The sequence below is a fragment of the Flavobacterium chilense genome (genome assembly GCF_001602525.1).
Classification (GTDB): domain Bacteria; phylum Bacteroidota; class Bacteroidia; order Flavobacteriales; family Flavobacteriaceae; genus Flavobacterium; species Flavobacterium chilense.
In genome coordinates this window covers 36,481-59,242 of record NZ_LSYT01000013.1, presented here as the reverse complement: position 1 = coordinate 59,242, position 22,762 = coordinate 36,481, and the positions used below count along the sequence as shown (strand labels likewise).

Below are 22,762 nucleotides of genomic sequence, written 5' to 3'. Positions count from 1 at the left end.
CATTAACTAATACAGTTCAGCATTTAAATCATGAAAAAAGGTTCAGCTTTATAAAAAACTGAACCTTCAAATTGAAAAAAAATATAATTATTCTATAAGATTTAAAATGTCTTTGAAACCTTATCAATTGCATTAATAGTAAAATCTAAATCTTCATAAGTCAGTGCATCGGTAATAAACCAGGTTTCATAAGCTGATGGAGCAATATAAATACCTTCCTGTAATAAACCGTGAAAGAATTTCTTAAAGGTTTCATTATCTCCTTTTGCAGCAGTTTGAAAATCAACAACCGGATTTGCATCAAAATGCACCGAAATCATAGAACCAACTCTATTGATTGTAAATACAACATTATTTGCCTTTAAAACCCTGTCGATTCCGGCTTCTAAATAAGCTGTTTTTTCTTCTAAACGGGTAAAGATTTCACGATCATTGTCTAATGCTTTCAACATGGCATATCCTGCTGCCATAGCTAACGGATTTCCTGATAATGTTCCTGCCTGATATACCGGACCAAGCGGCGCTAAATAATTCATAATTTCTGCACGGGCAGCAAAAGCTCCAACTGGCAATCCACCACCAATTACTTTTCCGAAAGTTACAATATCAGCATTGATGTTATACAATTCCTGAACACCTCCGCGAGCCAGACGGAAACCAGTCATTACCTCATCAAAAATTAATAAAATTCCGTTTGCAGTACACAATGCTCTCAAACCTTCCAGGAAACCTTTTTGAGGCGGAATACATCCCATATTTCCTGCAACTGCTTCGATAATAATCGCAGCAATTTCTCCTTTATTTGCTTCGATTAAAGTTTTTACATTCTCTAAATCATTGTATTTTGCAAGCAAAGTATCTTTTGCAGTTCCTTCTGTAACACCCGGACTATTTGGAGATCCAAAGGTTACAGCTCCACTTCCGGCCTGAATCAAAAACGAATCAGAATGTCCGTGATAACAACCTGCAAATTTGATGATTTTATCTCTTTTTGTAAATCCGCGAGCCAGACGAATCGCACTCATACAAGCTTCTGTACCTGAATTTACAAATCTTATTTTATCAATATTAGGAACCATAGAAACTGCTAAGGCAGCGATTTCGGTTTCCAGTTCTGTAGGCATTCCAAAAGAAGTTCCCAGTTTTGCTTTTTCAATCACGGCATCCACAACCGGCTGATATGCATGACCTAAAACCATTGGTCCCCAAGAGTTAATATAATCTATTAGTTTATTCCCGTCTTCATCATACAAATAAGCACCTTTGGCACTTTTTACAAAAATCGGAGTTCCGCCAACTGCTTTAAATGCTCTTACTGGTGAATTTACGCCTCCCGGAATTACTTTTTCTGCCTCAGCAAAAAGCTGACTACTTCTTTTATATAACATTTTTATTTTAGATTTCTTGACAATTATTAATTGATAATTACTTCACTTTCAACCTTTGTCCAATTGAAATGGCATTATCAGTTAAATTATTTTTTTGTTTTAAGTCGTCAACCAACAGATTGAATTTTTTTGAAATCGAATATAAGGTATCCCCTTTTTGAACTTCATACAAATTCGGATCATTATTTGAGTTCATATTTATCTTTGGATCAGAAATCACAACTGAAGATGAACTTCTTGCCGGAGCCGTTTTATTAATCGGAACATAATTTCTTCCCGTAACCTGACAATCGTATTGATGCAGATTGTAACGTTCGATATAACTGATTAATTTGTCCGGATAATTAGGATCTGTTGCATAACCCGCAGCTCTCAACCCTTTTGCCCAGGCTTTATAATCGTCTTTTTCGTAAGTAAATAAAGTCTCATATCGCTTTTTCCCAACCAAAAACAAAGCATGATCTCTGTAAGATTCTGAAGCTTGAGGATATTTTCTAAAACATTCCTGAGCCGAATCATCATCATGACGAACACTTTCTCCCAGCCAGTCTTTATGACATTTGATTCCGAAATGATTGTTTGCTTCAATCGCTAAATCTCCTTTTCCTGCTCCCGACTCCAAGATTCCCTGCGCCAAAATAATACTTGCCGGAATCCCGTATGTTTTCATATTTCCAATGGCAATATCCTTGTATTGTAAAATATAATTATTGATTAAATCGCTGGTGACAACTGTTTTGGATGTAGATTGAATAACCTCAGTTGTATTATTTGTAGAAGGGTAATTTTTACCAATTGGTTTAACGGGAGTAGTTCTTTTTGCTGCTGCTGTTCTGGCTTGAACTGCTGCTGCTTTTTTAGTCGTCGCGATGGCAGGCTTACTAGATGAGCAACTTGCTAAAGCTAATATTACGAGAAGTAATACAATTTTTTTAATCATTGGTTTTGAGTATTGGTAATTTCTTCTGCTTCAATTTTATATTCATCCCTTCAATTCCCTGCAATCCGCCAGTGTGAATGAGTAAAATTTTCGAATGTGCAGGAAAATAGTTTTTATGGATTAAATCTATAACGCCAAAAACCATCTTTCCTGTATAAATTGGATCTAAGGGCACTTTTGTTTCTTCAAGAAAACTATTGATAAATTCAATTAATTCTAAATTTATCTTGCCATAACCTCCAAAATGATAGTCAGAAACTAAATTCCAGTTATCTTTTTTTGCAAAAATACGAATTTCATCGGTTAAAAAGTCACCTTTTAGTACCGGAAAACCTAAAATTTTCTGATTTGACGATGTACTGTTAATTAATCCGGAAATAGTTCCGCCTGTTCCAACCGCACAACAAACATAATCAAAAGTAATATCTTCGGTTGTTAAAATCTCCTCGCAGCCTTTTACCGCCAATTCGTTTGTTCCGCCTTCGGGCACTAAATAAAAGTCTCCATATTTGTTTTTGAGTTTTCCTAAAAATGATATTTCACTTTTTAAACGATAGTCTTCTCTTGAAACAAATTCAAACTGCATTCCGTTTTCCTGGGCAAATCTCAAAGTTGGATTCTCTTCAATTTTTTCAAAAAGTTCATCGCCACGGATAATTCCAATTGTTTTAAAACCTTGCTCTTTTCCTGCATAAGCTACTGCAGCAATATGATTGGAGAAGGCGCCGCCAAAAGTCAATACCGTTTCTTTTTTTTCGACTTTCGCCTGAAGTAAATTGTATTTCAGCTTTCTGAATTTATTGCCGGAAACAAACGGATGAATCAGATCTTCACGTTTTATAGTCAAAGAAATATCGTTTGGGAAATGTATGGGAATAGATTGATTCAAAATTGTTTTATTTTAAAATAATGTAATGCAGAAACTGAAAGAATGATCTGTTTTTCAAATAATCCAGATCAGTTTCTTTAGCGTAAGCTTCTCTTTCAAAACTTATATTGCGATAGGCCAAAGCTCCGTTTTTGTATTGAATAAGCCGAATTAAATATTCTAAAAAATACCAGATAAAAAAAGGTAAAATCAGCATTTCTATTTGTTGCCGTAAATGTATTTTTTCATGATTGACAAAAATCTTATCTGCTTTATCAAATTCATGCTTCATCAATACAAACGGAAACACAGCCATTCCCCGATATCCATTTGGAATTAAATATTTAGCAACAATAAGAAACATTGGCTGTAAAATTTATAAATTTGTAGATAAAAAATGTTCGATTTCATTAAAATCACAATCAATCTGATTTTAAATAACACGAACATGAACCCAAAACAGATTTATGAAAGAGCAAAGTAATGAAAATAAACTAATCGAAGGCGAAGATTTTTACTATACGCCCGAAGGTTATAAATGCTTTACTGAAAAACACCACTTAAAAAGAGGTTATTGCTGCAAAAGCGGTTGTCGTCATTGTCCGTATGGATTTGATAAACGAACAGGGGAAATAAGAAGAAAATAGATTTTTAGACTTCTTAGATCGTTAGATCTTTTTTGATGTCTAAAAAACTATAAATCACAAGTAAAAATATAGATTTTCATTTCTTTTTAAGAAATTTAAACATCTAAGAAGTCTAACTGTCTAATAATCTAAAATGGATATTCTCTTGCGAAAATTTAGGATTACGATCCACAAATCCTATCATAGGTCGGATATCCGTTATCCCTAGCTTTTAATTAGAAAATCATTAATGTGCGAATGAGTCAATTTGAAAATTAGATAATTTGAATAAATTCCAATTCTAAACTTCCAAATTTCAATTCATTCTATCAATTCATCATCAGTCACATTTAAGCCCCAGAGGGGTGATATTTTTATAGATTTAAGTCCCAGCGGGACAAAATAATCAAAAAACAAAAAATTAATCTGTTGTTAATCTAACTAAAATACCTTAGCGTCTTAGAACCTTAGCAACTTAGCATCTCTAAAAAAAAATGACTTTCAAAGAACAAATACAACAAGGAATTCCAAATATATTACCTCCAAAGGCAACATACGATACTGCAATTAATCACGCGCCAAAGCGAAAAGAAATTCTTTCAGCAGAAGAGAAAAAACTGGCGCTAAAAAATGCATTACGTTATTTCGACCCTAAACATCACGCTGTATTAATTCCGGAATTCTCCGAAGAATTAGAAACTTACGGGCGTATTTATATGTATCGTCTGCGTCCGGATTACAGAATGTACGCACGACCAATTGACGAATATCCTGGAAAATCATTACAAGCAAAAGCGATTATGCATATGATTCAGAATAATCTGGATTATGCTGTAGCACAACATCCACATGAGTTGATTACCTACGGAGGAAACGGAGCCGTTTTCCAGAACTGGGCACAATATTTATTGACCATGCAATATTTGTCTGAAATGACAGATGAACAAACCTTAACGATGTATTCAGGTCATCCAATGGGATTATTTCCTTCGCATACAGAAGCTCCAAGAGTTGTGGTTACGAACGGAATGGTAATTCCAAATTATTCTAAACCGGACGATTGGGAAAAAATGAATGCCTTGGGCGTTTCTCAATACGGACAAATGACGGCAGGAAGTTATATGTATATTGGTCCGCAAGGAATTGTACACGGAACTACGATTACGGTTTTAAACGGTTTTAGAAAAATAAAACTAAATCCTGAAGGCAATCTTTTTGTGACTTCGGGACTTGGCGGAATGTCAGGTGCTCAGCCAAAAGCGGGAAATATTGCGGGTTGTATTACGGTCTGCGCCGAAGTAAATCCAAAAATCACCAAAATTCGTCACGAACAAGGATGGATTAATGAGATTGTTACTTCGACTGAAGAATTGGTAAAAAGAGTCACTTTGGCGAAAGCCAATAAAGAAGTCGTTTCGATTGCTTATTTAGGAAATGTAGTTGACGTTTGGGAATGTTTCGATCAGGAAAACATCAAAATTGATTTAGGTTCTGATCAGACTTCGCTTCATAATCCTTGGGCAGGAGGTTATTATCCGGTTGGAATTTCTTTTGAAGAAGCCAATGAAATGATGGCAAATAATCCTGAATTGTTCAAAGAAAAAGTACAGGAATCGTTACGCCGACAAGCGAAAGCAATAAACAAACATACTGCAAAAGGAACTTACTTTTTTGATTACGGAAATGCCTTTTTACTAGAAGCTTCCCGCGCCGGAGCAGATGTAATGGCAGAAAACAATATTGATTTTAAATATCCGAGTTATGTTCAGGATATTATGGGACCAATGTGTTTTGATTATGGATTTGGACCTTTTAGATGGGTTTGTACTTCAGGAAAACCGGAAGATTTACAAAAAACAGATACTATCGCCAGCCAGGTTTTAGAAGAATTAGCGAAAACTTCTCCTAATGAAATTCAGCAGCAAATGCAGGATAACATTAAATGGATCAAAGGTGCACAGGAAAATAAATTAGTTGTAGGTTCTCAGGCTCGTATTTTATATGCTGATGCAGAAGGCAGAATAAAAATTGCAGAAGCCTTTAATCAGGCAATTGCCAAAGGCGAAATAGGAGCTGTTGTTTTAGGTCGCGATCATCATGATGTTTCCGGAACCGATTCTCCTTACAGAGAGACTTCTAACATTTATGACGGGTCACGTTTTACAGCCGATATGGCGATTCAAAACGTGATTGGAGACAGCTTTAGAGGAGCAACCTGGGTTTCTATTCATAATGGCGGAGGAGTTGGCTGGGGAGAGGTTATAAATGGCGGATTTGGTATGGTTCTTGATGGTTCTAAAGAGGCTTCAAAGCGTTTAGCATCAATGCTTTTCTGGGATGTTAACAACGGAATTTCAAGACGAAGCTGGGCACGAAATGACGAAGCAATTTTTGCTATAAAAAGAGCAATGGAAGTTCAGCCTTTATTAAAAGTAACTTTACCCAATATGGTAGATGAAAATCTACTATAACTGAGTAATGTTATGCCGAGCGAAATCGAAGGCTCTCGAAGAAAAAAGCGCTTAGACCCCGCTCAGCCTGACAAAGAAAGAGAACATTAAAATTTTTAAACATATGAAAACATTCAAATTAGTACCCGTTTTTTTGCTTTTAATACTAGCGTCATGCAGTACGGTTAGTGTTTATTCTGATTACGATAAAAACGTAGATTTTGCGCCTTATAAAACTTATGCTTTTTTTAAGCCCGGAATTGATAAGGTTGAAGTATCTGATTTGGATAAAAGACGTATTCTGCATGCCATAGATGAAGAAATGCAAGCTAAAGGTTTTACCAAAAGTGAAAATCCTGATTTATTAATCAATATTTTTACCAAATCAAGAGAACAGGTAAACGTTAACCAATTTAGTGCCGGTTGGGGCTACGGTTGGGGTTGGGGATGGAATCCTTACATGATGTATGGCGGAAACCAGACTACTGTTTCAACCTCTACAGAAGGAACTTTATTCATCGATTTGATTGATGCTAAAAAGAAAGAAATGATCTGGCAAGGTGAAGGAATTGGAACTTTAACTAAAAACATTGATAAAAAAGATGCGAGAGTAAAAGAAATTGTATCGAAAGTTTTGGCACAATATCCGCCAGTAAAAAAATAATTAATACATTTGCGTTTCAAATATCCGAAATGAAAAACTTAAATAACATTATTATCTCTATTAATATTATTGCTATACAGCAATAATGGCGAGGTATTGTATAAATAAGTAAACAAAATACAATTTATAAAACCTCCCACATCGGGAGGTTTTTTTTATTTAAAAAATATTAAATAGCCACTAATTTACACAAGTTATTTTTCTTCGTTTTGAGCAAAAAAATCGAGAAAATTTGTAGAATCCGTGGCAAAAAACAAAACATGATGAATTTATTTAACGAAGTACTTAATGCTAAAAAGCAACTTGAAAATGTAGTTGCCGCTACTCCACTCACACAAAATTTAAATCTTTCCGAAGAATTTCAATCAACCATTCTATTGAAGCGGGAAGATTTACAAGTGGTACGGTCATATAAAATCAGAGGAGCTTACAACAAGATTTCTTCGTTGAATGAAAAAGAAAAAGCAATTGGAATTGTTTGTGCCAGTGCCGGAAATCATGCACAAGGTGTAGCTTACTCCTGTCATCTTTTACAGATAAAAGGAAAAATCTATATGCCCAAAACAACTCCAAAACAAAAAGTAAAACAAGTACAATTGTTTGGAAAATCGTTTGTCGAAATTGTACTTACCGGAGACACTTTTGATGACGCTTATGCTTCGGCAACAGCCGATGCGATCAAGAATCATAAAATATTTATTCACCCATTTGATGACGAAAAAGTAATTGCAGGTCAGGGAACTGTTGGTTTAGAAATTTTAGACAGCTTTAAAGAACCTATCGATTATGTTTTTGTTCCGATTGGCGGCGGCGGACTGGCTTCAGGATTATCCGAAGTTTTTAAACATTTGAGCCCGAACACTAAGATTATTGGTGTAGAGCCTAAAGGTGCTCCTTCGATGAAAACTTCTATTGAGGAGAATAAAAATACGGCCTTAAAAACAATTGATAAATTTGTTGACGGAGCGGCGGTAAAACAAGTTGGCGATATGACTTTTGAAATCTGTCGCTATAATCTGGAAGATATTGTTCTGGTTCCCGAAGGAAAAGTATGTACCACAATTTTACGTTTATACAATGAAGAAGCTATGGTGGTAGAACCTGCAGGTGCATTGACTATTGCGGCTTTAGATTTTTATGCAGATAAAATAAAAGGCAAAAATGTTGTGTGTGTGGTAAGCGGAAGTAATAATGATATTGAAAGAACTGCCGAAATAAAAGAACGTTCTTTACTTTACGAAGGCTTAATGCATTATTTTATGATTCAGTTTCCGCAACGTCCCGGTGCTTTAAAAGAATTTGTAAATAATATTCTGGGGCCTGATGATGATATCACTTATTTTCAATTTGCCAAGAAAAACAGCCGCGAAGTAGGATCTGTAGTGGTTGGTCTGGAATTGAAAAACAAAAAAGATATTATGGCGATCAAAATGAATATGACACAAAACGGTTTTGAATTTCAATATCTAAATGATAATCAGGACTTATTCACCCAACTAATAGGATAAAAGCCAAAAGGCTGTCGGGATTTTAAACCAGACAGCCTTTTTAAATCAGAAATCAAATTACTAATTAAATTCCCAAATTTATACCTATTTATTGTTTTAGTACTTTTTTAGAATAAGATCTTTTGCTGTCGTTAACTCTCACGATATAAAGTCCTTCTGGAAGTTTTGAAATTTCTATTTCAGCCTCACTTCCGCTTACAAAATTTACCGTTCTTTTTTGCAAACGCTGACCTGTAGCGGAATAAATTTCTACTTCGCCCGAACCTGAATTTGGTGTATTAATCTTTAAATAATCATTGGTAGCATTGATATAAAGAGAAAAATCAGAAACTGTATTAACTTCTTCTACCGAAGCTTTTTTACTGGCAGAAGCTTCAACTTGTACCAATTGCCATTGCTGATTTAATCCTCCTGTATAAGCCCAAACCTGAATATTAGCGCCATTTGCCGTTGAAACATTTTCGACATCTAATGATTTTCCACTATTCAGATTAATGATTTTATAATAACCTCCGCCAAGACTTGTAACCGTCCATTTAAACTCATTTGAAGCAGAGAAAGTTTTTTGCTGTACTTTTATTCCATCCGCAGTACTATTGTTTTCTGTTGCCAGATACATTCCTGTCGATTTTACAATGATGTAGTAGTTTCCGGCTCCATCAGAAACAAATTTCCATCTTTGATTGCTTCCTCCGCCATTGGTAACATCATATTGCTGAATACGGCCGCCACTTGTGGTTGAATTATCTGCCACATCTAATCCTTTGTTGCTATTTCTTGATATGATGTTGTAGTATCCCGGAAAAGATGACGAAGATCCTGTTACAGTTATGGCACTTGTTGCTGTTTTAGCACCATCAGCCGTTGTTACAGTTATTGTTGCTGTTCCTGCTGAAATTCCCGAAACTAAACCTGTTGCATTTACTGTTGCAACTGCTGAATTACTTGAACTCCATGTTACATTTTTATTTGTTGCATTACCTGGTGCAACTGTAGCTGTTAATTGCGTAGCTGATCCCGCGGCAATTGAAACTGAAGTTGGACTAACACTAACTCCCGTTACCGGAACTGAAGCACCCGTCGCCCAATTAAAAGTAACTGCTGCTGATGCCGGCACTGAATAATCAAATGCAGATGATCCCGAAACTACTCTGATGGTATTAGCAGATCCTCCTGAATTGTAAATAACCAGCGCAATGGAACCGTCAGGATTCTTAAATCCTACTGAAAGAATTGTTCCGCTGGTGCTTGATGATGCAATTCTTAACGCTCCCGGTTTTACAAATTTTGAGATTTGACCAATAATATAATATGCAACATTTTTTGTATAGCTTGTACTATTATTAACTGTAATTGCACCTAAACATGTACTGCATCCTCCAGGAGTACGTGGCCCTAAACTGGAATTGTTTGCTGCATTCCATTCTAAAACAGTTTTTGCCCAGTTATTGGTACTTCCAATAACAACATTTTGCATGTGCCAGCCAAAATCTCCACTAAAACTTCCGCCTGAACCGGTGTATTGTTCTGTAAAATAAACGTTTTTGTTTGTTGCATTTCGTACAGTAGACATGGCAGAGATATTTCCTAAATACAAGTGAAATGCTGCACCATCAACATAACTGCTGTTATTTAAAACATCAATAGGATAAGCTGTATTATCGCAGTTATGATCAAAAGCTATGATTTTGATATTTCCAAAACCTGCTGCTGCCATTTGAGGCCCAAGCTGAGTGTTGATAAAATTCTTTTGTTCTGTAGAATTCATTAACATACTTGGTTCATTATTTGGATTTTCGGGTTCATTTTGAGGTGTTATTCCCCAAATTGAAATTCCCTGAGCCTGCATTGCAGTAAAATATTTCACAAAATATCTTGCGTAGGCAGCGTAATATTGAGTTTGTAAACTTCCGCCAACCCATGAATTGTTAGTTTTCATCCAGCGTGGTGCAGACCATGGAGTGGCTAATATTTTTATGTTTGGATTAATAAGCTGTATCTTTTTTATAATTGGAATTAAATACGTCAAGTCCGGTCCGTTAAGACTGAAATTATTCATATTCACATCTCCCGAAGTTTCATTGTAACTGTACGAAGAACTACTTAAATCTGAAGCTCCAATACTAATACGAATTACACTCGCATTTAAACCTGTTACAGGATTATACAAATCATTTAATAATTGATTTTGCTGAGTAGCTGCCATACCACTGATCACTTCACAACTTCCTTCAGTAAGAGTATAACCAAATCCATCCATAGTTTGGTAGGTTGTTCCTGCATTAACCGTTACAGTAGAAGGATTGCTTCCGGAATTGGTTCCAAAATTAACGGTTGCCTGCTGCTGCAATAATTTTGACTGGTCTCCTGTAGTGATCCATGGAGTAACCGTCTGTCCATTCATTTTACTAGTAAATGAAACTAAAATGACAATATAAACCATCATTTTTAAAATCATTCTTTTTGGTAGTTTTTGGGTAGTTTTGTTCATCATTTTTTGGTTTTTTAATAATTAAACATTTCTCATTTTTTAAGATTAATTTTAATAATTCACATCAATATTATGTTAATTTTAATTAAATCAGCATTTTTACAACTTTACAAATACACATCATTGTAAAATTTTACCTTTACAAAAACTTATCTAATTATTTTTTAAATAATTAAAAACCAATGCATTAAAAAATAATTATTTACTAAAAATCTTACTTAAAACATTATCCCTTTCAAAAAATCGGAATTTTATCCTTTATCGCAATAAAATTGACATTCGAACCTGACTTTATAGAACTAATTAGAATAAATTGGAAAAAACGAAAATGATAAATATCAGCCAATAAAAGAGAAGTTGTCGTATTTTTGCAACTCAATTTTATAATAGAAAAATATGGCAACACTTAAAGATATTTCGAATCTGGAAGACATAAAACAAATGGTAAATAGCTTTTATGATAATGTCAGAAAAGATGATTTGATTGGTCCAATTTTTAATGATAAACTACAAGATCGCTGGGCTCCTCATTTAGAAAAAATGTATGGTTTCTGGCAAACGATTTTATTTGATGTTCGTGCTTATTCCGGAACTCCGTTTCCGCCACACAAACAATTACCAGTAGACAAAACTCATTTTGATCGCTGGATTGAAATATTCAACAACACAATTGATACGCAATTTGCAGGAGTTATTACTGAAGAAGCTAAAATGCGTGCTACCAACATGGCTTTTATGTTTAATCATAAAATCGAATATTTCAGAAACGCAGAAAATGAACTGAAAAATACATTGAAGAAATCTTAAGGATAATCAATTTAATTCAATGAACTCACCCGTTTAAAACCTGAATAAACCAATATATTAGTTTATACATTTATTTTTCTGTTTAGCCCTAAATCTACAAAAACGCAACAAAAGATACTTTCAAATAAAAATATTGTGACAAACAGCAAAAAATAGCGGTCTAAATTCGTAATTTTACATTCTAATCTACAACGTTTTCGAAATGAATGCAAGTATTGAAACAAATCCGTTATTAGAGCGATTGCCTAAACATTTAAAACAATTCATCAAACCGCAAAACTATAGCGATTACACTCCTATAAACCAAGCAGTCTGGCGTTTTGTTATGCGTAAAAATGTAGATTATTTATCAAAAGTTGCTCATAGTTCGTATTTAGAGGGCTTACGAAAAACGGGAATCGAAATTGATTCTATCCCAAGTATGTACGGAATGAACCGAATCCTGACTGAAATTGGCTGGGCTGCGGTTGCTGTAGACGGATTTATTCCGCCAAATGCTTTTATGGAATTTCAGGCTTACAATGTTTTGGTTATTGCTTCAGATATTCGTCAGCTTGAACATATTGAATATACACCAGCTCCTGATATTATTCACGAAGGTGCCGGTCATGCTCCTATTATTGCTAATCCCGAATATGCCGAATATTTAAGACGTTTTGGCGAAATTGGCTGTAAAGCGATTTCATCTCATAAAGATTATCAGATGTATGAAGCGATTCGTTTGCTTTCGATTTTGAAAGAAGCCGAAGATACGCCTCAGGAAAAAATTGATGAAGCAGAAAAAGCAGTTGCAGATTTACAAAATAATATGGGCGAATTGTCTGAAATGGCCCAAATTCGAAATCTGCATTGGTGGACTGTTGAATATGGCTTAATTGGAACTATTGAGAACCCTAAAATATATGGTGCCGGATTACTTTCTTCTATTGGAGAAAGTGCCTGGTGCATGACTGATAATGTAAAGAAAATTCCTTACGATATCTCGGCTGCGAATCAAAACTTTGACATTACACAATTACAACCTCAACTGTATGTAACACCTAATTTTTCATATTTAAGCCTGATCTTAGAAGAGTTTGCCAATAAAATGGCGTTGCGCACCGGAGGTATTTCAGGAATTCATAAATTAATTCAGTCGAATGCTTTAGGAACAATTGAACTGAGTACAGGTTTGCAAATTTCAGGCGTTTTTACAAACGTATTAGAAGAAGAAGGAAAACCAGTTTACATTCAAACCACCGGGCAAACAGCTTTATCATATCGTGAAAAAGAACTGGTTGGACACGGAACGCTAACACATCCACATGGATTTGGAAGTCCAATTGGAAAACTAAAAGGATTTAATCTGGCAATTGAAGATATGAGTCCGAAAGATTTACAGGCTTACAGTATCGTTGAGAATGAAACTGTAAAACTGGAATTTGAGGGCAATATTATTGTTGAAGGTGAAATTATTACGGGTTCAAGAAACTTACACGGAGAAATCATCCTAATTAGTTTTAGGAATTGTACTGTTACTCATGGCGAAACGATTTTGTTTCAGCCTGATTGGGGGAATTATGATATGGCAATTGGTAAAAAAGTGGTTTCTGCTTTTTCCGGTCCGGCCGATGTGAATAGTTTTGATTTGATTAATATCGTTCCAAAAACTACTACCATAAAAGCAAAACATACAGATGAAAGAGATGATTTAGAAGTTCTATATCAAACTGTTCGTATGATTAGAGAAAATAAAGATTCAAAAGCTGAGCTAAAAGCTGTATTTGAAAAACTTCAAAAAAATCATTCTAATGATTGGTTGCTTTCTGTTGAAATTGCAGAACTATTAAAAGGTTCAGATGAAGATCAGCTTTTACAGGAAGTATTGGTTTATCTGGATCAATTGAAAATTAAACGTCCAGAAGTGGCACATTTGATTTCTGGCGGATTGGATTTGATTTTGGATAAGAAAGCCGTTTAATTTACTGCTCGCGGATTTTACAGATTTAAACTTGGTAAACTCAGATTTATTTTAATCTCGCAAAGACTCGAAGTTGCCAAGTTTTTCTCTCATTTTATGTCATTTCGACGAAGGAGAAATGATAAGATTGTGAGAAGAAATTAATAATAGCTTAGTTTTATCTTTGTTGCTCCGTGTTTTTTATAACAGTTTAAAATGCTTTTTAACTGGTTTAACTCTGTGACAAATTTATTAGATCTTAAGTATCCATTGTCTACTGGATAACCAAACCACGGGCTTTTTTCATATTGTTTTTGTTTCTGCCTAATTTGTTCCATTTCTTTCTTGTTAGAAGAATATCCATAATCTGGTGGATTAGCAGGGTTGTATTTTACTTTTTTATAATAATTTGGATTTGCTTTTATTTTCGACAATAAATCATCTATAGTTTTTTCAAAAACCTTTATATTTTTCCAATGTTTATTAGGGCTTTCTTCACCTTCAAAATCATAATCTTGAAAAGAGGAAAGGTCAATTTTTAGTATTTTTTCTACCTGACTTACCATACTTTTTTCTTCGAAACCTCCTAATTGTTCAAAAAAGAAAGACAAACCTGAAGGAAAATCATCTTTGCAATTCGTTTTGACATTTGCCTCTATATAATAATCCATTCCAAAAAAATTGAAATTTAAGATTGTTATCAGAATACATAAATTTACTTTCATATTCTTTTTAATGGAGAATTTAAATCTACTAGAAGAAAACCTCTGAATCTTTGTCTCTTTATTATCTTCTAAAACTACAATTTTAAATCCTGGGTCAACTCAGTTTCAGACTCAATGGTTTTTCCATTATACTGCAGTTTCCATCCCATTGAATTGGTTAGAATTAAAATCTTAGACAGTTCCGTAATCAAACGGTTTTGAGCGTTGGTTTTTAAAGTCGAATTTTCGATTTTCTTGGCCAGATTTGCTTTTACAGATTTGTTGATTTTATTGTAATCGTCTCCCGTAAACGGATTTAGTTTACTTTGTTCAACATCATAAAACTGAATATCAGGATTGATTGTAATTTCTTCTTTGGGGATATTTAAAATTGTGATAGTTTTATTTTTTTCGTCGATATCGTATTTCATTTTATGCAAATCGTAGGCAACAGTAACATTCGCATTTACTACAATAAGCGCCTTTTTTTCGAATGAAATCATATCCATCAAATACTTCTGCTGGTTTTTATAAGTGATCACTTCAGAGAAATATCCTTCGGTAACCACCAGTTTTCCAACATTTAAAATTTGCTGCTGAATTAAATTGGTATTATAGTCGATGGTAGAATCGTCGTCTTTTTTGAATTCACAATATTTGAAAGCCAGCACTATTACGAGTATGGCTGCAACTAAAACTATTATTCTTTTGATTAAATTTTGCATTCTATTATTTTATTAGACCAATTTACTTCTTTTTTTCAAGAGGTTAAAAGTTTTCTGCTGCGATTTTTTTCTGCCACGAATTTCACGAATTTACACTAATGTTAGCAATCTTTAATTCGAATTTTTCGAATTTTAATTTGTGAAATTGAATATTATGCGCAAAGTAAGTATTAGTGTAAATTAGTGAAATTCGTGGCAAAAAAATTAAAAAGGATATCCAATTGCAATATTTAAAATCAGATTATCTTTTCTCCACGGTCCGCTTCCAAAATTAATATCGTCAATTACCCATCTTTCGCCCTGAGGCAAATAAGGTTTTCTTAACGGAAATGCCAAATCGGTTCTTAAAACCAGAAAAGACAAATCAAAACGTAATCCGGCTCCGGCTCCAACGGCAATATCTTTCATAAAATCTTTTGTAATTTCTCCTCCTGGTTTATTTGGATCGGCATTTAAAAGCCAAACGTTTCCGGCATCAACAAACAACGCTCCTCTAACAATACTAAAGAGTTTCGCCCTGTATTCTGTACTAAATTCTAATTTTAAATCTCCTGACTGATCCGGTAAATACGAATTGTCTGTTACTGTATTAACATAGCTTCCGGGTCCCAGAGATCTTGCTCTAAAAGCGCGAATACTATTGGTTCCTCCCACAACAAATTGTTTTGATGTTGGCAATGCACCTGAATTTCCGTACGGAAGTCCGGCACCCACAATAATTCTGCTCGCCAGTTCGCTTTCTTTTCCTAGTTTTAAATAATGTCTGAAATCACCTTTCAATTTTACAAATTGACTAAATGGAACATCAAATATTTTTATCGTATCGTTTTTTCTGACATTTGCTCCTGTGACCAAACCTGTGATATTTCCTGCCAGATCTAATTCTCCATTAAAATAAAACGTATTTTTTTTACGCTTTTGCATGGTATTGGTGTACGTGTACGAATATGTTGGTCCAAAAATTAATTGCTTTTCTATTACTTTTCCTAAAGACGGATCCTCAAGAATATCCTGTTTGTATTCTGCTGTTACGTTATTCGGACTTACATATGTAATATCCATAACATTCAATTGATGTTCTTTTCTAACATTTTCTTTCCACTGATAACCAAAAGAGGTTTTAAATGAATTTAAAGCATACAACTGCGTTCGGTTTTGGTATTCGTATCGCACTGAAGCTTTGGTTCTGGGTACATATTCGCTGGAACCTTCAATATGAAAAAAAGGAACTATGAATCTTGGCCAGGTTAAACTGGTTTCTGTACCTAATTTGTATATGTTTTTTCCGTTATTGGTTCCTGAAAGCTGAAAATCGGCACCTCCAAAAACGGAAACGGTAAGCAATTCGGCACCACGAAATAAGTTTCGGTTGTTCCAGTTCACATTCACTTCTGTACCGGTATAACTGGCTGAATTTGTTTTTCCTAAAACCTCAACACGAATAAACTTTTTAGGCAGAAGTGTTAGATAATAATAGGAATCTAATCCGTTTTTAATACTGTCTGAAGGTTTAAACTCATTTTTTACAAAACTAAAAGTTCCCAGATTAACGAAACGATTCAGGGTTAGATTATGATCTTTTCGGTTGTACAAATCACCTTTTTTAAAATAAATCGTTCGGTCAAAAACTCTTGGTTTAAAAGTATCTGCTGTATCAATAATCGTAAAATCCTTATATTGAACAATATCCTTACTGGTATATTTTACACTGTCTTTTGAAACCGTAAAATTTGGATAGACAACAATTTTATTAATCCTATATGCAGTTAGTGCCTTTGGCGGAGCCTCGGCTTTTATCACTAACTTGATTTTTACTTCATGATCGCCTTTGCTACTATCTACCTGGGCTAAAATATAATCCGGGTTAAAATAAAAATATCCTTTTTCTTTTAGCCTTGCATCAATACGTTGACGTTCTGCTTTTATAACATCCAGGTCATATGGTTTCCCGACTTTTAATAAACTTCTTCGGCTTGATTTTCCAATTATTCTCGACATTGCTAAAGAGTCATCAGGAAAAGTAACACTTTTAATAATATATTGTCTTTTAGGTTCAACTGTATATTCTGCCGTAACTCTTTTATTTCTAACTGTAGAATCGGCACTTACACGGGTTTTAAAATACCCTTTGTTTTCTGTAAAATTTCGCAAAACCGATGCATTATAATCTAAATCGACTTTGCTGAAAAGTACTGGTGGTTCGCCTACTTTATTACGCAGCCAGTATCGGATTCCTTTTTTCTTTTTAGGCTCTCCTGCAATATTATAAATCCACAATTTAGGACGTAAACCCAGTATTTGTTTATTAGGTTTAGGACGCAATAAATCTTCGAGCTCTTTCTCCAGTGCTTTTCTTTCTTTCTTTTTAATAACAGAATCTTTTACTGTTACAGAACCGCCTGTGTACAATAAATCTCCTTCAGGTAAATATTTTGTGTTGCTGCATCCAAAAACAAAAAACAAGGATAGCGCTATAAAATATTTTACATATCTGGTTTTCATATGGCTATGTTTTTTGCTCATTTCCTTCAATTTGATCTTCCTCTTTTTTCTTCTCTTCTTTGTCTTTTAACTTTTGTTTTTCCTTACGCAGTTTCTCTTCTTTAATCATTTCTTTTTCTGCTGCGCTGCGATGAAAAAGTTCTCTGAATTTATTGTAACTCATCGTGATAATAAAGGCAACTCCTGTTTCAACAACCTGTCCTTCAACTGCTACCTGATATTCGTTTTTTCGATAAGCACGAAGCATATAACGTCCGTCCTTGGTCAGTTGATAATCCAGCGCTACGTCACCTGCGATATTGGTACTTTGTTCGTTGGCACGCTCCTGACCTTCGACTGCGAAACTGCTTCCTACGGTTACTTTCAATCTGTCGTCTAATAGTTTTTTAGAAACTCCCACATTCAGATCAGTTCTGTTTTGCATTGTTCCTGATGTGTAATCATCTGTTGATTCCAGATCAAATTCTAACTGAACGCCGGTAATTAATTCTCCCGCCAAATCATTTAATTGTTGCGAAAGTATTTTGCTTACACTTTGTCTTGCAAGGGATTCTGCACTCGTTCCGCCGCTTTCACTCGCAAATGGATTTTCTCCAATAAATCGGTTTAATAATAAAAGGGCAAAAACCTGTTTGTTCAATTCATTTGGTTCTTGTCGTAATTGTTCCAGTTTATTTTGAGAAGCTGTTACAATATCTGACGAAACATCGTAATTTCCGTCAGGCAAAACAATATCAAATGTAATTTCCGGTTTCATCAATTCCCCGTTCATCTTCAATAAAGTCTGAAACGGAATTTTCTGTTTGTATGTATTTCTAACCGCCGGGCTTACTGTTCCTAATTGATTTCCTAACAAATCTATTGGTGCTGTTTCTACTTTATACACAGCCGTTATATTTAAACTTGCCATTGTTGGTTCTCCATTCCAGATAATATAACTTCCTTTTTGAATATCGAACTTTCTTCGAATCATATTAAAGTTCATTTCATAAGCTCCTTCAGAAAACTCATATTTACCTGTTAAGGTTGTTTTTCCTGATGGATCGATTCCGCCTGTAAGCTGTGCTTCACCTTTCAGGTTCAGATAATCTCCGTTTCCTTTGTCGATTACCAAGGTAAGTTCTGCTTCTTTATCTATGGCAATTTCAACACTCACATCCATACCAATTAGCTGCGATTGATTTAGTTTGTTTTCCATTTCTACAGTTTGTTTCAGCAGCATATTATCTTCATCAACAAACTCAACAATACCTTCTCTGTCTGCAATAGACGGATCTGATTGTGGTAAAACAACTGTAAACTTTGTGTCTTTATTTATTTTGACGTTTCCGCCAACAACAGGATTTTTAAGTGTTCCTTTTATGTTTAGTTTGGTATCTAAAATTAAATCACCATAAAACAAATCGTTATCTGCTTCTTTAGAATGTATGGCTCTAAAATCATCTGCAACAACGGTTAAACCAAAATCAAAATTGGTATAATCTGCAGACTTAATGGTTCCGTCTATCGTTAACTCATTATCATTTTCGTCATGAAAAGTGAATTTATTAAATGTAATTACATCGTTTTGAAGTGTTATTTTTTCATCCTGAGTTTTAAAATACGAGTTGAATTTGGTTACTCTAAAACCTGCATCTTTAAAGTTTAATTCTCCGTTTACCTTTGGTGCACTGGCATTTCCTGTAATTTTAAAATTTCCTGCCAGATATCCTGTTCCTTCTTTTAGATTGCCCATACTAAAACCCTGAATACTTTTAATATTGAGTTTATTCAAATCTAAATTAAAATCAAGATCACCATTATCTATCTTGTAATTTCCAGTAAGATTTACATCATTATCTTCTCCGCTTAATGTCACATTTGCTGCTAATATATTATCTGTTTTATTGTCAACTTTTACAGTAATATCTCCAACAGGTTCTCCTTTAAAAGCAAACTGATCAATTTTTAAATCAGAAGTAAACGTTGGTTTAGTCATTACATTTTCGACCAAAGCATTTCCATTGATTAAACCCTGCATTAAAAGTTCGTCCTTTTTAACCATATTCATGATGGTCTCAATCTTAAAGTTCACAAAGTCTACTTTTAGCGGTGCATTTTCCTGATCTCCTTGTGACTGGATTTTTAATTCGTTTCCGGAATTGGCTAAATAAAATTTATTGATATAAAGTTTTTTACCGCCAAACTCAATTGCATTTTCAGGATCGATATCCCATTTATCATAATTCAGCACAAAGTTTTCTGCATCAATTTTGAAGATGTTTTTTGAATCTTCTGAACGGAATTCTCCTGCAATAAAATACTGTTGTTTGTCTTTGGCATCTTTCACTTCGAGTGCATAAGTCAAAATATTGTTTTCGACTTTTCCGGATAAACTGGTAAACGGAATTTTTAAGGATCCGCTTTCGATTGTACCAACAGAAACTAAATATTCAAGCGCATTTTCTTTGGCTTCAATATTAATCTTTCCATCAGCAATTGTATTATCTGCATAAACAATTCTCGGAATCGTTCCTTTTATTTCTAATGAATCTGCTACATTATTGTATTTTCCGGTAATGGTTAACGGTTCTAATCCTGTCAATTTCGGAACGAGTTTGAATAGAATTGGATCATTATCAATTTTTAAAGTAAAAGCTAATCGTTGCTCATCTGATTCTCCATTTACTTTCGGATTTTTTAAATCGATATATTTTGATAATGATTTTTTTATTGCTGCTGCTAAAGTGGTCAGTTTGTATTTTCCGTCTACTTCTGCCTTTAGAAACTGAGATGATATTTTGATGTTGTTTCGGGTATTATCAGCAAAAGCAATAACGCGAACTGAATCCAGAACGATTGGTTCTGCTTCCTGCAAAATCTGAATGTTCGAAAGAAACACTTTCCCGTTCAAAAAATCAGGATTACTATTGGCAATATCGGCATCGATATTACCTCGTAATTTCATTGGTCCTGCATGAAGATTTAGTTTTTCAAGATCGGCAATATCCAGGTTTAATTTTAACTGAATCGATGGGTATTTGTCTTTTGTATTTCCGCTTGCTGTTAAATTAAAATTCAAATTAGGATCTTTCATACCTGATTTTACAGCAAATGATCCGTTTTCTATATTCCCTTTTAGTGCTAAATCTTTATAAGTATATTTATTGAAAACTGCTTTTTGAACCAATCCGTCAAATTCTGCCTGCGCTGTTTTTGGATCTAAACCTTTGCCTTTTACTTTCGCTTTAAGCGTAATTTTTCCTATCGAATCATTTTTTATTAATCTGCCTAAATCAAAATCCAATAAATAAACGGTCGCATCGTATCTCTCTTTCTTCTTAACACGCTGATCAAATAAAGCATCTACTTTTGCATTTCCAAAACTACTGTTTAAGGCCAGATTTGTTTTGAAGTTTTGAACCGAACCTTTAAATTTTCCCTGCAAGTTCAATTGAGAAGGCAATTGAATATTTTTGGGGATTGTACCCGTTGGCACAAATGAATATATATCTTTAGAAGTACTGGATATTTTTTTAATATTTAAATCGTAATACGCTTTCTGAGCATCCGGCAAACCTGTAATTTTTCCTGTAAGAGCTACCTTTGTAGTTCCAATTCCGCTCATTTCAAATTGCGGAATAGCAAGATCTTTTATTTTCCCGCTCAGACGTGTATTCAAATACAAAATTGCATTTGGATTGCTTTTAAATGGATTTGTTTTTTGTAAATCAGGAGCAAAAAGCAAAATATCTTTAAAACCAATTTTCGATTGCTTTAGATTTGCATCTAAAGTCAGATTTCCTAAGTCTTTAGAAATCGTTGCCATCGAAGTATAGCCTACTTTAACTTTATTCTGTAAAAGTGTTTGGGGTGTTTTTAAATACAAATCGTTCAGATACGCATTTTTCGGTCCGTAAAAAAAATTGGTTTTGAAAGACTGAATCTCTAATCCGCTTTTTTCATTTGCTGTTAATGTTTTTATATTTCCAGAAATGGTGTCATTTCCGTAGTATAATTTTTCAGCTTTAAAGTTGAATTTATCCAGATCTAAATGACTGTAATCAATTCCTCTTAAAATCGGTTTTGATTGCATGTCATCAAATTTGAATGCGATATCCTGTATATCAATATCCTTCAATTTTACTTTCCATCCTGCTTGCTTAATCGCAGTTGAATCTAAATTGGGCGTTTTAATTTGTTTATCTTTTGCACCTAATCGAAGATTTCCTTTTAGATTTTTTAGTTCGAAAGTATCGAAATCTAAAAGCTGATTGTTCAGGTCGATTTTGTTCACTGCTAAGTTCAGGTTACCTAATTTAATCCCTGAATCTAATTTAGAGTCTTTATTATCGTAAGCAATATCAATTTTAGACAATGTGATTTTGCCTAATTTTAAATTGAAATCTTTTCTTTTCGAAATAGTATCCACAGTTTTTACCGAAACTTCAGCAATTTGCTCTACAACATCCTGATTCAAAACCAATTTTAATCCGCTCAGATCAATATTCGGAATATCGAAATCCATCTTATCTAAATCAAACTTCCTGAATTTGGTATCAAAATGTGTTAAGTTAACTTTGATGTCGTTTTTAGAAAAATCATCTTTAAAATTAAATTTAACCTGATCAAGATTGACTTTTACAACTGATATTTTGAAAGGTTTACTGTTTGGATCTTCTACTTTTGGTTCTTTTGATTCGAAAGCTTTAATGATATAATCAAAATTAAAAACGCCGTCTTTATTTCTGGAAATATTGGCGTTTACATTTTCAAGCGAAACTGAATTAATCTCTAATTCGCTGCTTACCAGTTTAAACAAATCGACATCAAGTTCTAATCGTCTACCTGCCAGTAAAGTATCTTTTTTTTGATCTTCAAAATAAAAACCTTCTAAAACTATGTCTTTTGGAAATTTAATCGAAATATGATCTAACGAAACTTTCGTTTTTATCTTTCCCTGCAAATAGGTTATAGCTTTATCCTTTACATAATTCTGAACAGACGGAATCTGAATTAGAACAATTAAAAGCAATAGAAGTGCAATGACAGAAACCACGCACCGAAGTAGTATACGTAGTGTTTTCTTTAAATAATGAATTGGTTTCTTATTCATATGTCAATAAAACACGATTAGATTAAAGTTGCGTTATTATGAAGCTGTATTTATA

The 22,762-nt window shown here is 34.0% G+C and carries 15 protein-coding genes; 6 read left to right on the top strand and 9 right to left on the bottom strand.

The features are described 5' to 3' along the window. Nucleotides 1-101 precede the first annotated feature (101 nt). The 4 genes from hemL to A4F88_RS23440 are packed head-to-tail and all read right to left on the bottom strand — an operon-like array spanning nucleotide 102 to nucleotide 3,560. Nucleotides 102-1,388: a glutamate-1-semialdehyde 2,1-aminomutase gene (hemL, locus tag A4F88_RS23455; RefSeq protein WP_068845342.1), complete on the bottom strand. Its 1,287-nt coding sequence runs from the start codon at nucleotides 1,386-1,388 to the stop codon at nucleotides 102-104. Nucleotides 1,389-1,425: 37 nt separating this feature from the next. After that, nucleotides 1,426-2,328: a glucosaminidase domain-containing protein gene (locus A4F88_RS23450; RefSeq protein WP_068845340.1), complete on the bottom strand. Its 903-nt coding sequence runs from the start codon at nucleotides 2,326-2,328 to the stop codon at nucleotides 1,426-1,428. Next, nucleotides 2,321-3,217 carry a 1-aminocyclopropane-1-carboxylate deaminase/D-cysteine desulfhydrase gene (locus A4F88_RS23445; protein ID WP_143155084.1) on the bottom strand — a complete coding sequence of 299 codons (897 nt, stop codon included), beginning with the start codon at nucleotides 3,215-3,217 and terminating at the stop codon, nucleotides 2,321-2,323. The genes A4F88_RS23450 and A4F88_RS23445 overlap by 8 nt, the downstream gene beginning before the upstream one ends. Nucleotides 3,218-3,224: 7 nt before the next feature. Continuing rightward, nucleotides 3,225-3,560: a hypothetical protein gene (locus A4F88_RS23440; RefSeq protein WP_068845336.1), complete on the bottom strand. Its 336-nt coding sequence runs from the start codon at nucleotides 3,558-3,560 to the stop codon at nucleotides 3,225-3,227. Between the two features lie 103 nt (nucleotides 3,561-3,663). Between A4F88_RS23440 and A4F88_RS23435 the strand changes: the two genes are divergently transcribed. The 4 genes from A4F88_RS23435 (at nucleotide 3,664) to ilvA (ending at nucleotide 8,444) form a co-directional block, all read left to right on the top strand. Then, nucleotides 3,664-3,843, top strand: coding sequence for a C1orf53 family protein (locus A4F88_RS23435; protein WP_068845334.1), 180 nt, complete (start codon nucleotides 3,664-3,666; stop codon nucleotides 3,841-3,843). 473 nt (nucleotides 3,844-4,316) lie between these two features. Then, nucleotides 4,317-6,293: a urocanate hydratase gene (locus A4F88_RS23430; protein ID WP_068845332.1), complete on the top strand. Its 1,977-nt coding sequence runs from the start codon at nucleotides 4,317-4,319 to the stop codon at nucleotides 6,291-6,293. 103 nt (nucleotides 6,294-6,396) lie between these two features. Beyond that, nucleotides 6,397-6,936, top strand: a complete 540-nt coding sequence (locus tag A4F88_RS23425; protein WP_068845330.1) for a DUF4136 domain-containing protein — start codon at nucleotides 6,397-6,399, stop codon at nucleotides 6,934-6,936. A gap of 263 nt (nucleotides 6,937-7,199) precedes the next feature. Then, nucleotides 7,200-8,444: a threonine ammonia-lyase IlvA gene (gene ilvA / locus A4F88_RS23420; protein WP_068845328.1), complete on the top strand. Its 1,245-nt coding sequence runs from the start codon at nucleotides 7,200-7,202 to the stop codon at nucleotides 8,442-8,444. A gap of 88 nt (nucleotides 8,445-8,532) precedes the next feature. Here the strand turns inward: ilvA and A4F88_RS23415 are convergent, their stop codons facing one another. Further along, complete coding sequence (locus A4F88_RS23415; RefSeq protein WP_162268809.1) at nucleotides 8,533-10,938, bottom strand: RICIN domain-containing protein; 2,406 nt, start codon at nucleotides 10,936-10,938, stop codon at nucleotides 8,533-8,535. Between the two features lie 393 nt (nucleotides 10,939-11,331). On the opposite strand from A4F88_RS23415, the gene A4F88_RS23410 reads away from it, so the two are divergent. Then, nucleotides 11,332-11,742, top strand: a complete 411-nt coding sequence (locus A4F88_RS23410; protein WP_068845326.1) for a group III truncated hemoglobin — start codon at nucleotides 11,332-11,334, stop codon at nucleotides 11,740-11,742. 202 nt (nucleotides 11,743-11,944) lie between these two features. After that, the gene (locus tag A4F88_RS23405; protein ID WP_068845324.1) at nucleotides 11,945-13,702 is read left to right on the top strand and encodes an aromatic amino acid hydroxylase; all 1,758 of its coding nucleotides are present in this window, start codon (nucleotides 11,945-11,947) and stop codon (nucleotides 13,700-13,702) included. Between the two features lie 140 nt (nucleotides 13,703-13,842). Here the strand turns inward: A4F88_RS23405 and A4F88_RS23400 are convergent, their stop codons facing one another. The 4 genes from A4F88_RS23400 to A4F88_RS23385 form a co-directional block, all read right to left on the bottom strand. Next, a complete protein-coding gene (locus A4F88_RS23400) occupies nucleotides 13,843-14,352 on the bottom strand; it encodes a hypothetical protein (protein WP_143155083.1) in 510 nt (169 codons plus the stop codon). Nucleotides 14,353-14,480: 128 nt separating this feature from the next. Continuing rightward, entirely contained in the window at nucleotides 14,481-15,110 is a 630-nt protein-coding gene (locus A4F88_RS23395; protein WP_068845321.1) for a DUF4230 domain-containing protein, read from the bottom strand. 204 nt (nucleotides 15,111-15,314) lie between these two features. After that, complete coding sequence (tamL, locus tag A4F88_RS23390; protein WP_068845319.1) at nucleotides 15,315-17,633, bottom strand: translocation and assembly module lipoprotein TamL; 2,319 nt, start codon at nucleotides 17,631-17,633, stop codon at nucleotides 15,315-15,317. Then, nucleotides 17,617-22,707 carry a translocation/assembly module TamB domain-containing protein gene (locus tag A4F88_RS23385; RefSeq protein ID WP_068845317.1) on the bottom strand — a complete coding sequence of 1,697 codons (5,091 nt, stop codon included), beginning with the start codon at nucleotides 22,705-22,707 and terminating at the stop codon, nucleotides 17,617-17,619. The genes tamL and A4F88_RS23385 overlap by 17 nt, the downstream gene beginning before the upstream one ends. Nucleotides 22,708-22,762 lie beyond the last annotated feature (55 nt).

Bases quoted from the DNA above. Each gene is read 5' to 3' on its own strand.
- hemL (WP_068845342.1), bottom strand. From the start codon at position 1,388: ATGTTATATAAAAGAAGTAGTCAGCTTTTTGCTGAGGCAGAAAAAGTA.
- A4F88_RS23450 (WP_068845340.1), bottom strand. From the start codon at position 2,328: ATGATTAAAAAAATTGTATTACTTCTCGTAATATTAGCTTTAGCAAGT.
- A4F88_RS23440 (WP_068845336.1), bottom strand. From the start codon at position 3,560: ATGTTTCTTATTGTTGCTAAATATTTAATTCCAAATGGATATCGGGGA.
- A4F88_RS23435 (WP_068845334.1), top strand. From the start codon at position 3,664: ATGAAAGAGCAAAGTAATGAAAATAAACTAATCGAAGGCGAAGATTTT.
- A4F88_RS23430 (WP_068845332.1), top strand. From the start codon at position 4,317: ATGACTTTCAAAGAACAAATACAACAAGGAATTCCAAATATATTACCT.
- A4F88_RS23425 (WP_068845330.1), top strand. From the start codon at position 6,397: ATGAAAACATTCAAATTAGTACCCGTTTTTTTGCTTTTAATACTAGCG.
- ilvA (WP_068845328.1), top strand. From the start codon at position 7,200: ATGAATTTATTTAACGAAGTACTTAATGCTAAAAAGCAACTTGAAAAT.
- A4F88_RS23415 (WP_162268809.1), bottom strand. From the start codon at position 10,938: ATGATGAACAAAACTACCCAAAAACTACCAAAAAGAATGATTTTAAAA.
- A4F88_RS23410 (WP_068845326.1), top strand. From the start codon at position 11,332: ATGGCAACACTTAAAGATATTTCGAATCTGGAAGACATAAAACAAATG.
- A4F88_RS23405 (WP_068845324.1), top strand. From the start codon at position 11,945: ATGAATGCAAGTATTGAAACAAATCCGTTATTAGAGCGATTGCCTAAA.
- A4F88_RS23400 (WP_143155083.1), bottom strand. From the start codon at position 14,352: ATGGATTATTATATAGAGGCAAATGTCAAAACGAATTGCAAAGATGAT.
- A4F88_RS23395 (WP_068845321.1), bottom strand. From the start codon at position 15,110: ATGCAAAATTTAATCAAAAGAATAATAGTTTTAGTTGCAGCCATACTC.
- tamL (WP_068845319.1), bottom strand. From the start codon at position 17,633: ATGAGCAAAAAACATAGCCATATGAAAACCAGATATGTAAAATATTTT.
- A4F88_RS23385 (WP_068845317.1), bottom strand. From the start codon at position 22,707: ATGAATAAGAAACCAATTCATTATTTAAAGAAAACACTACGTATACTA.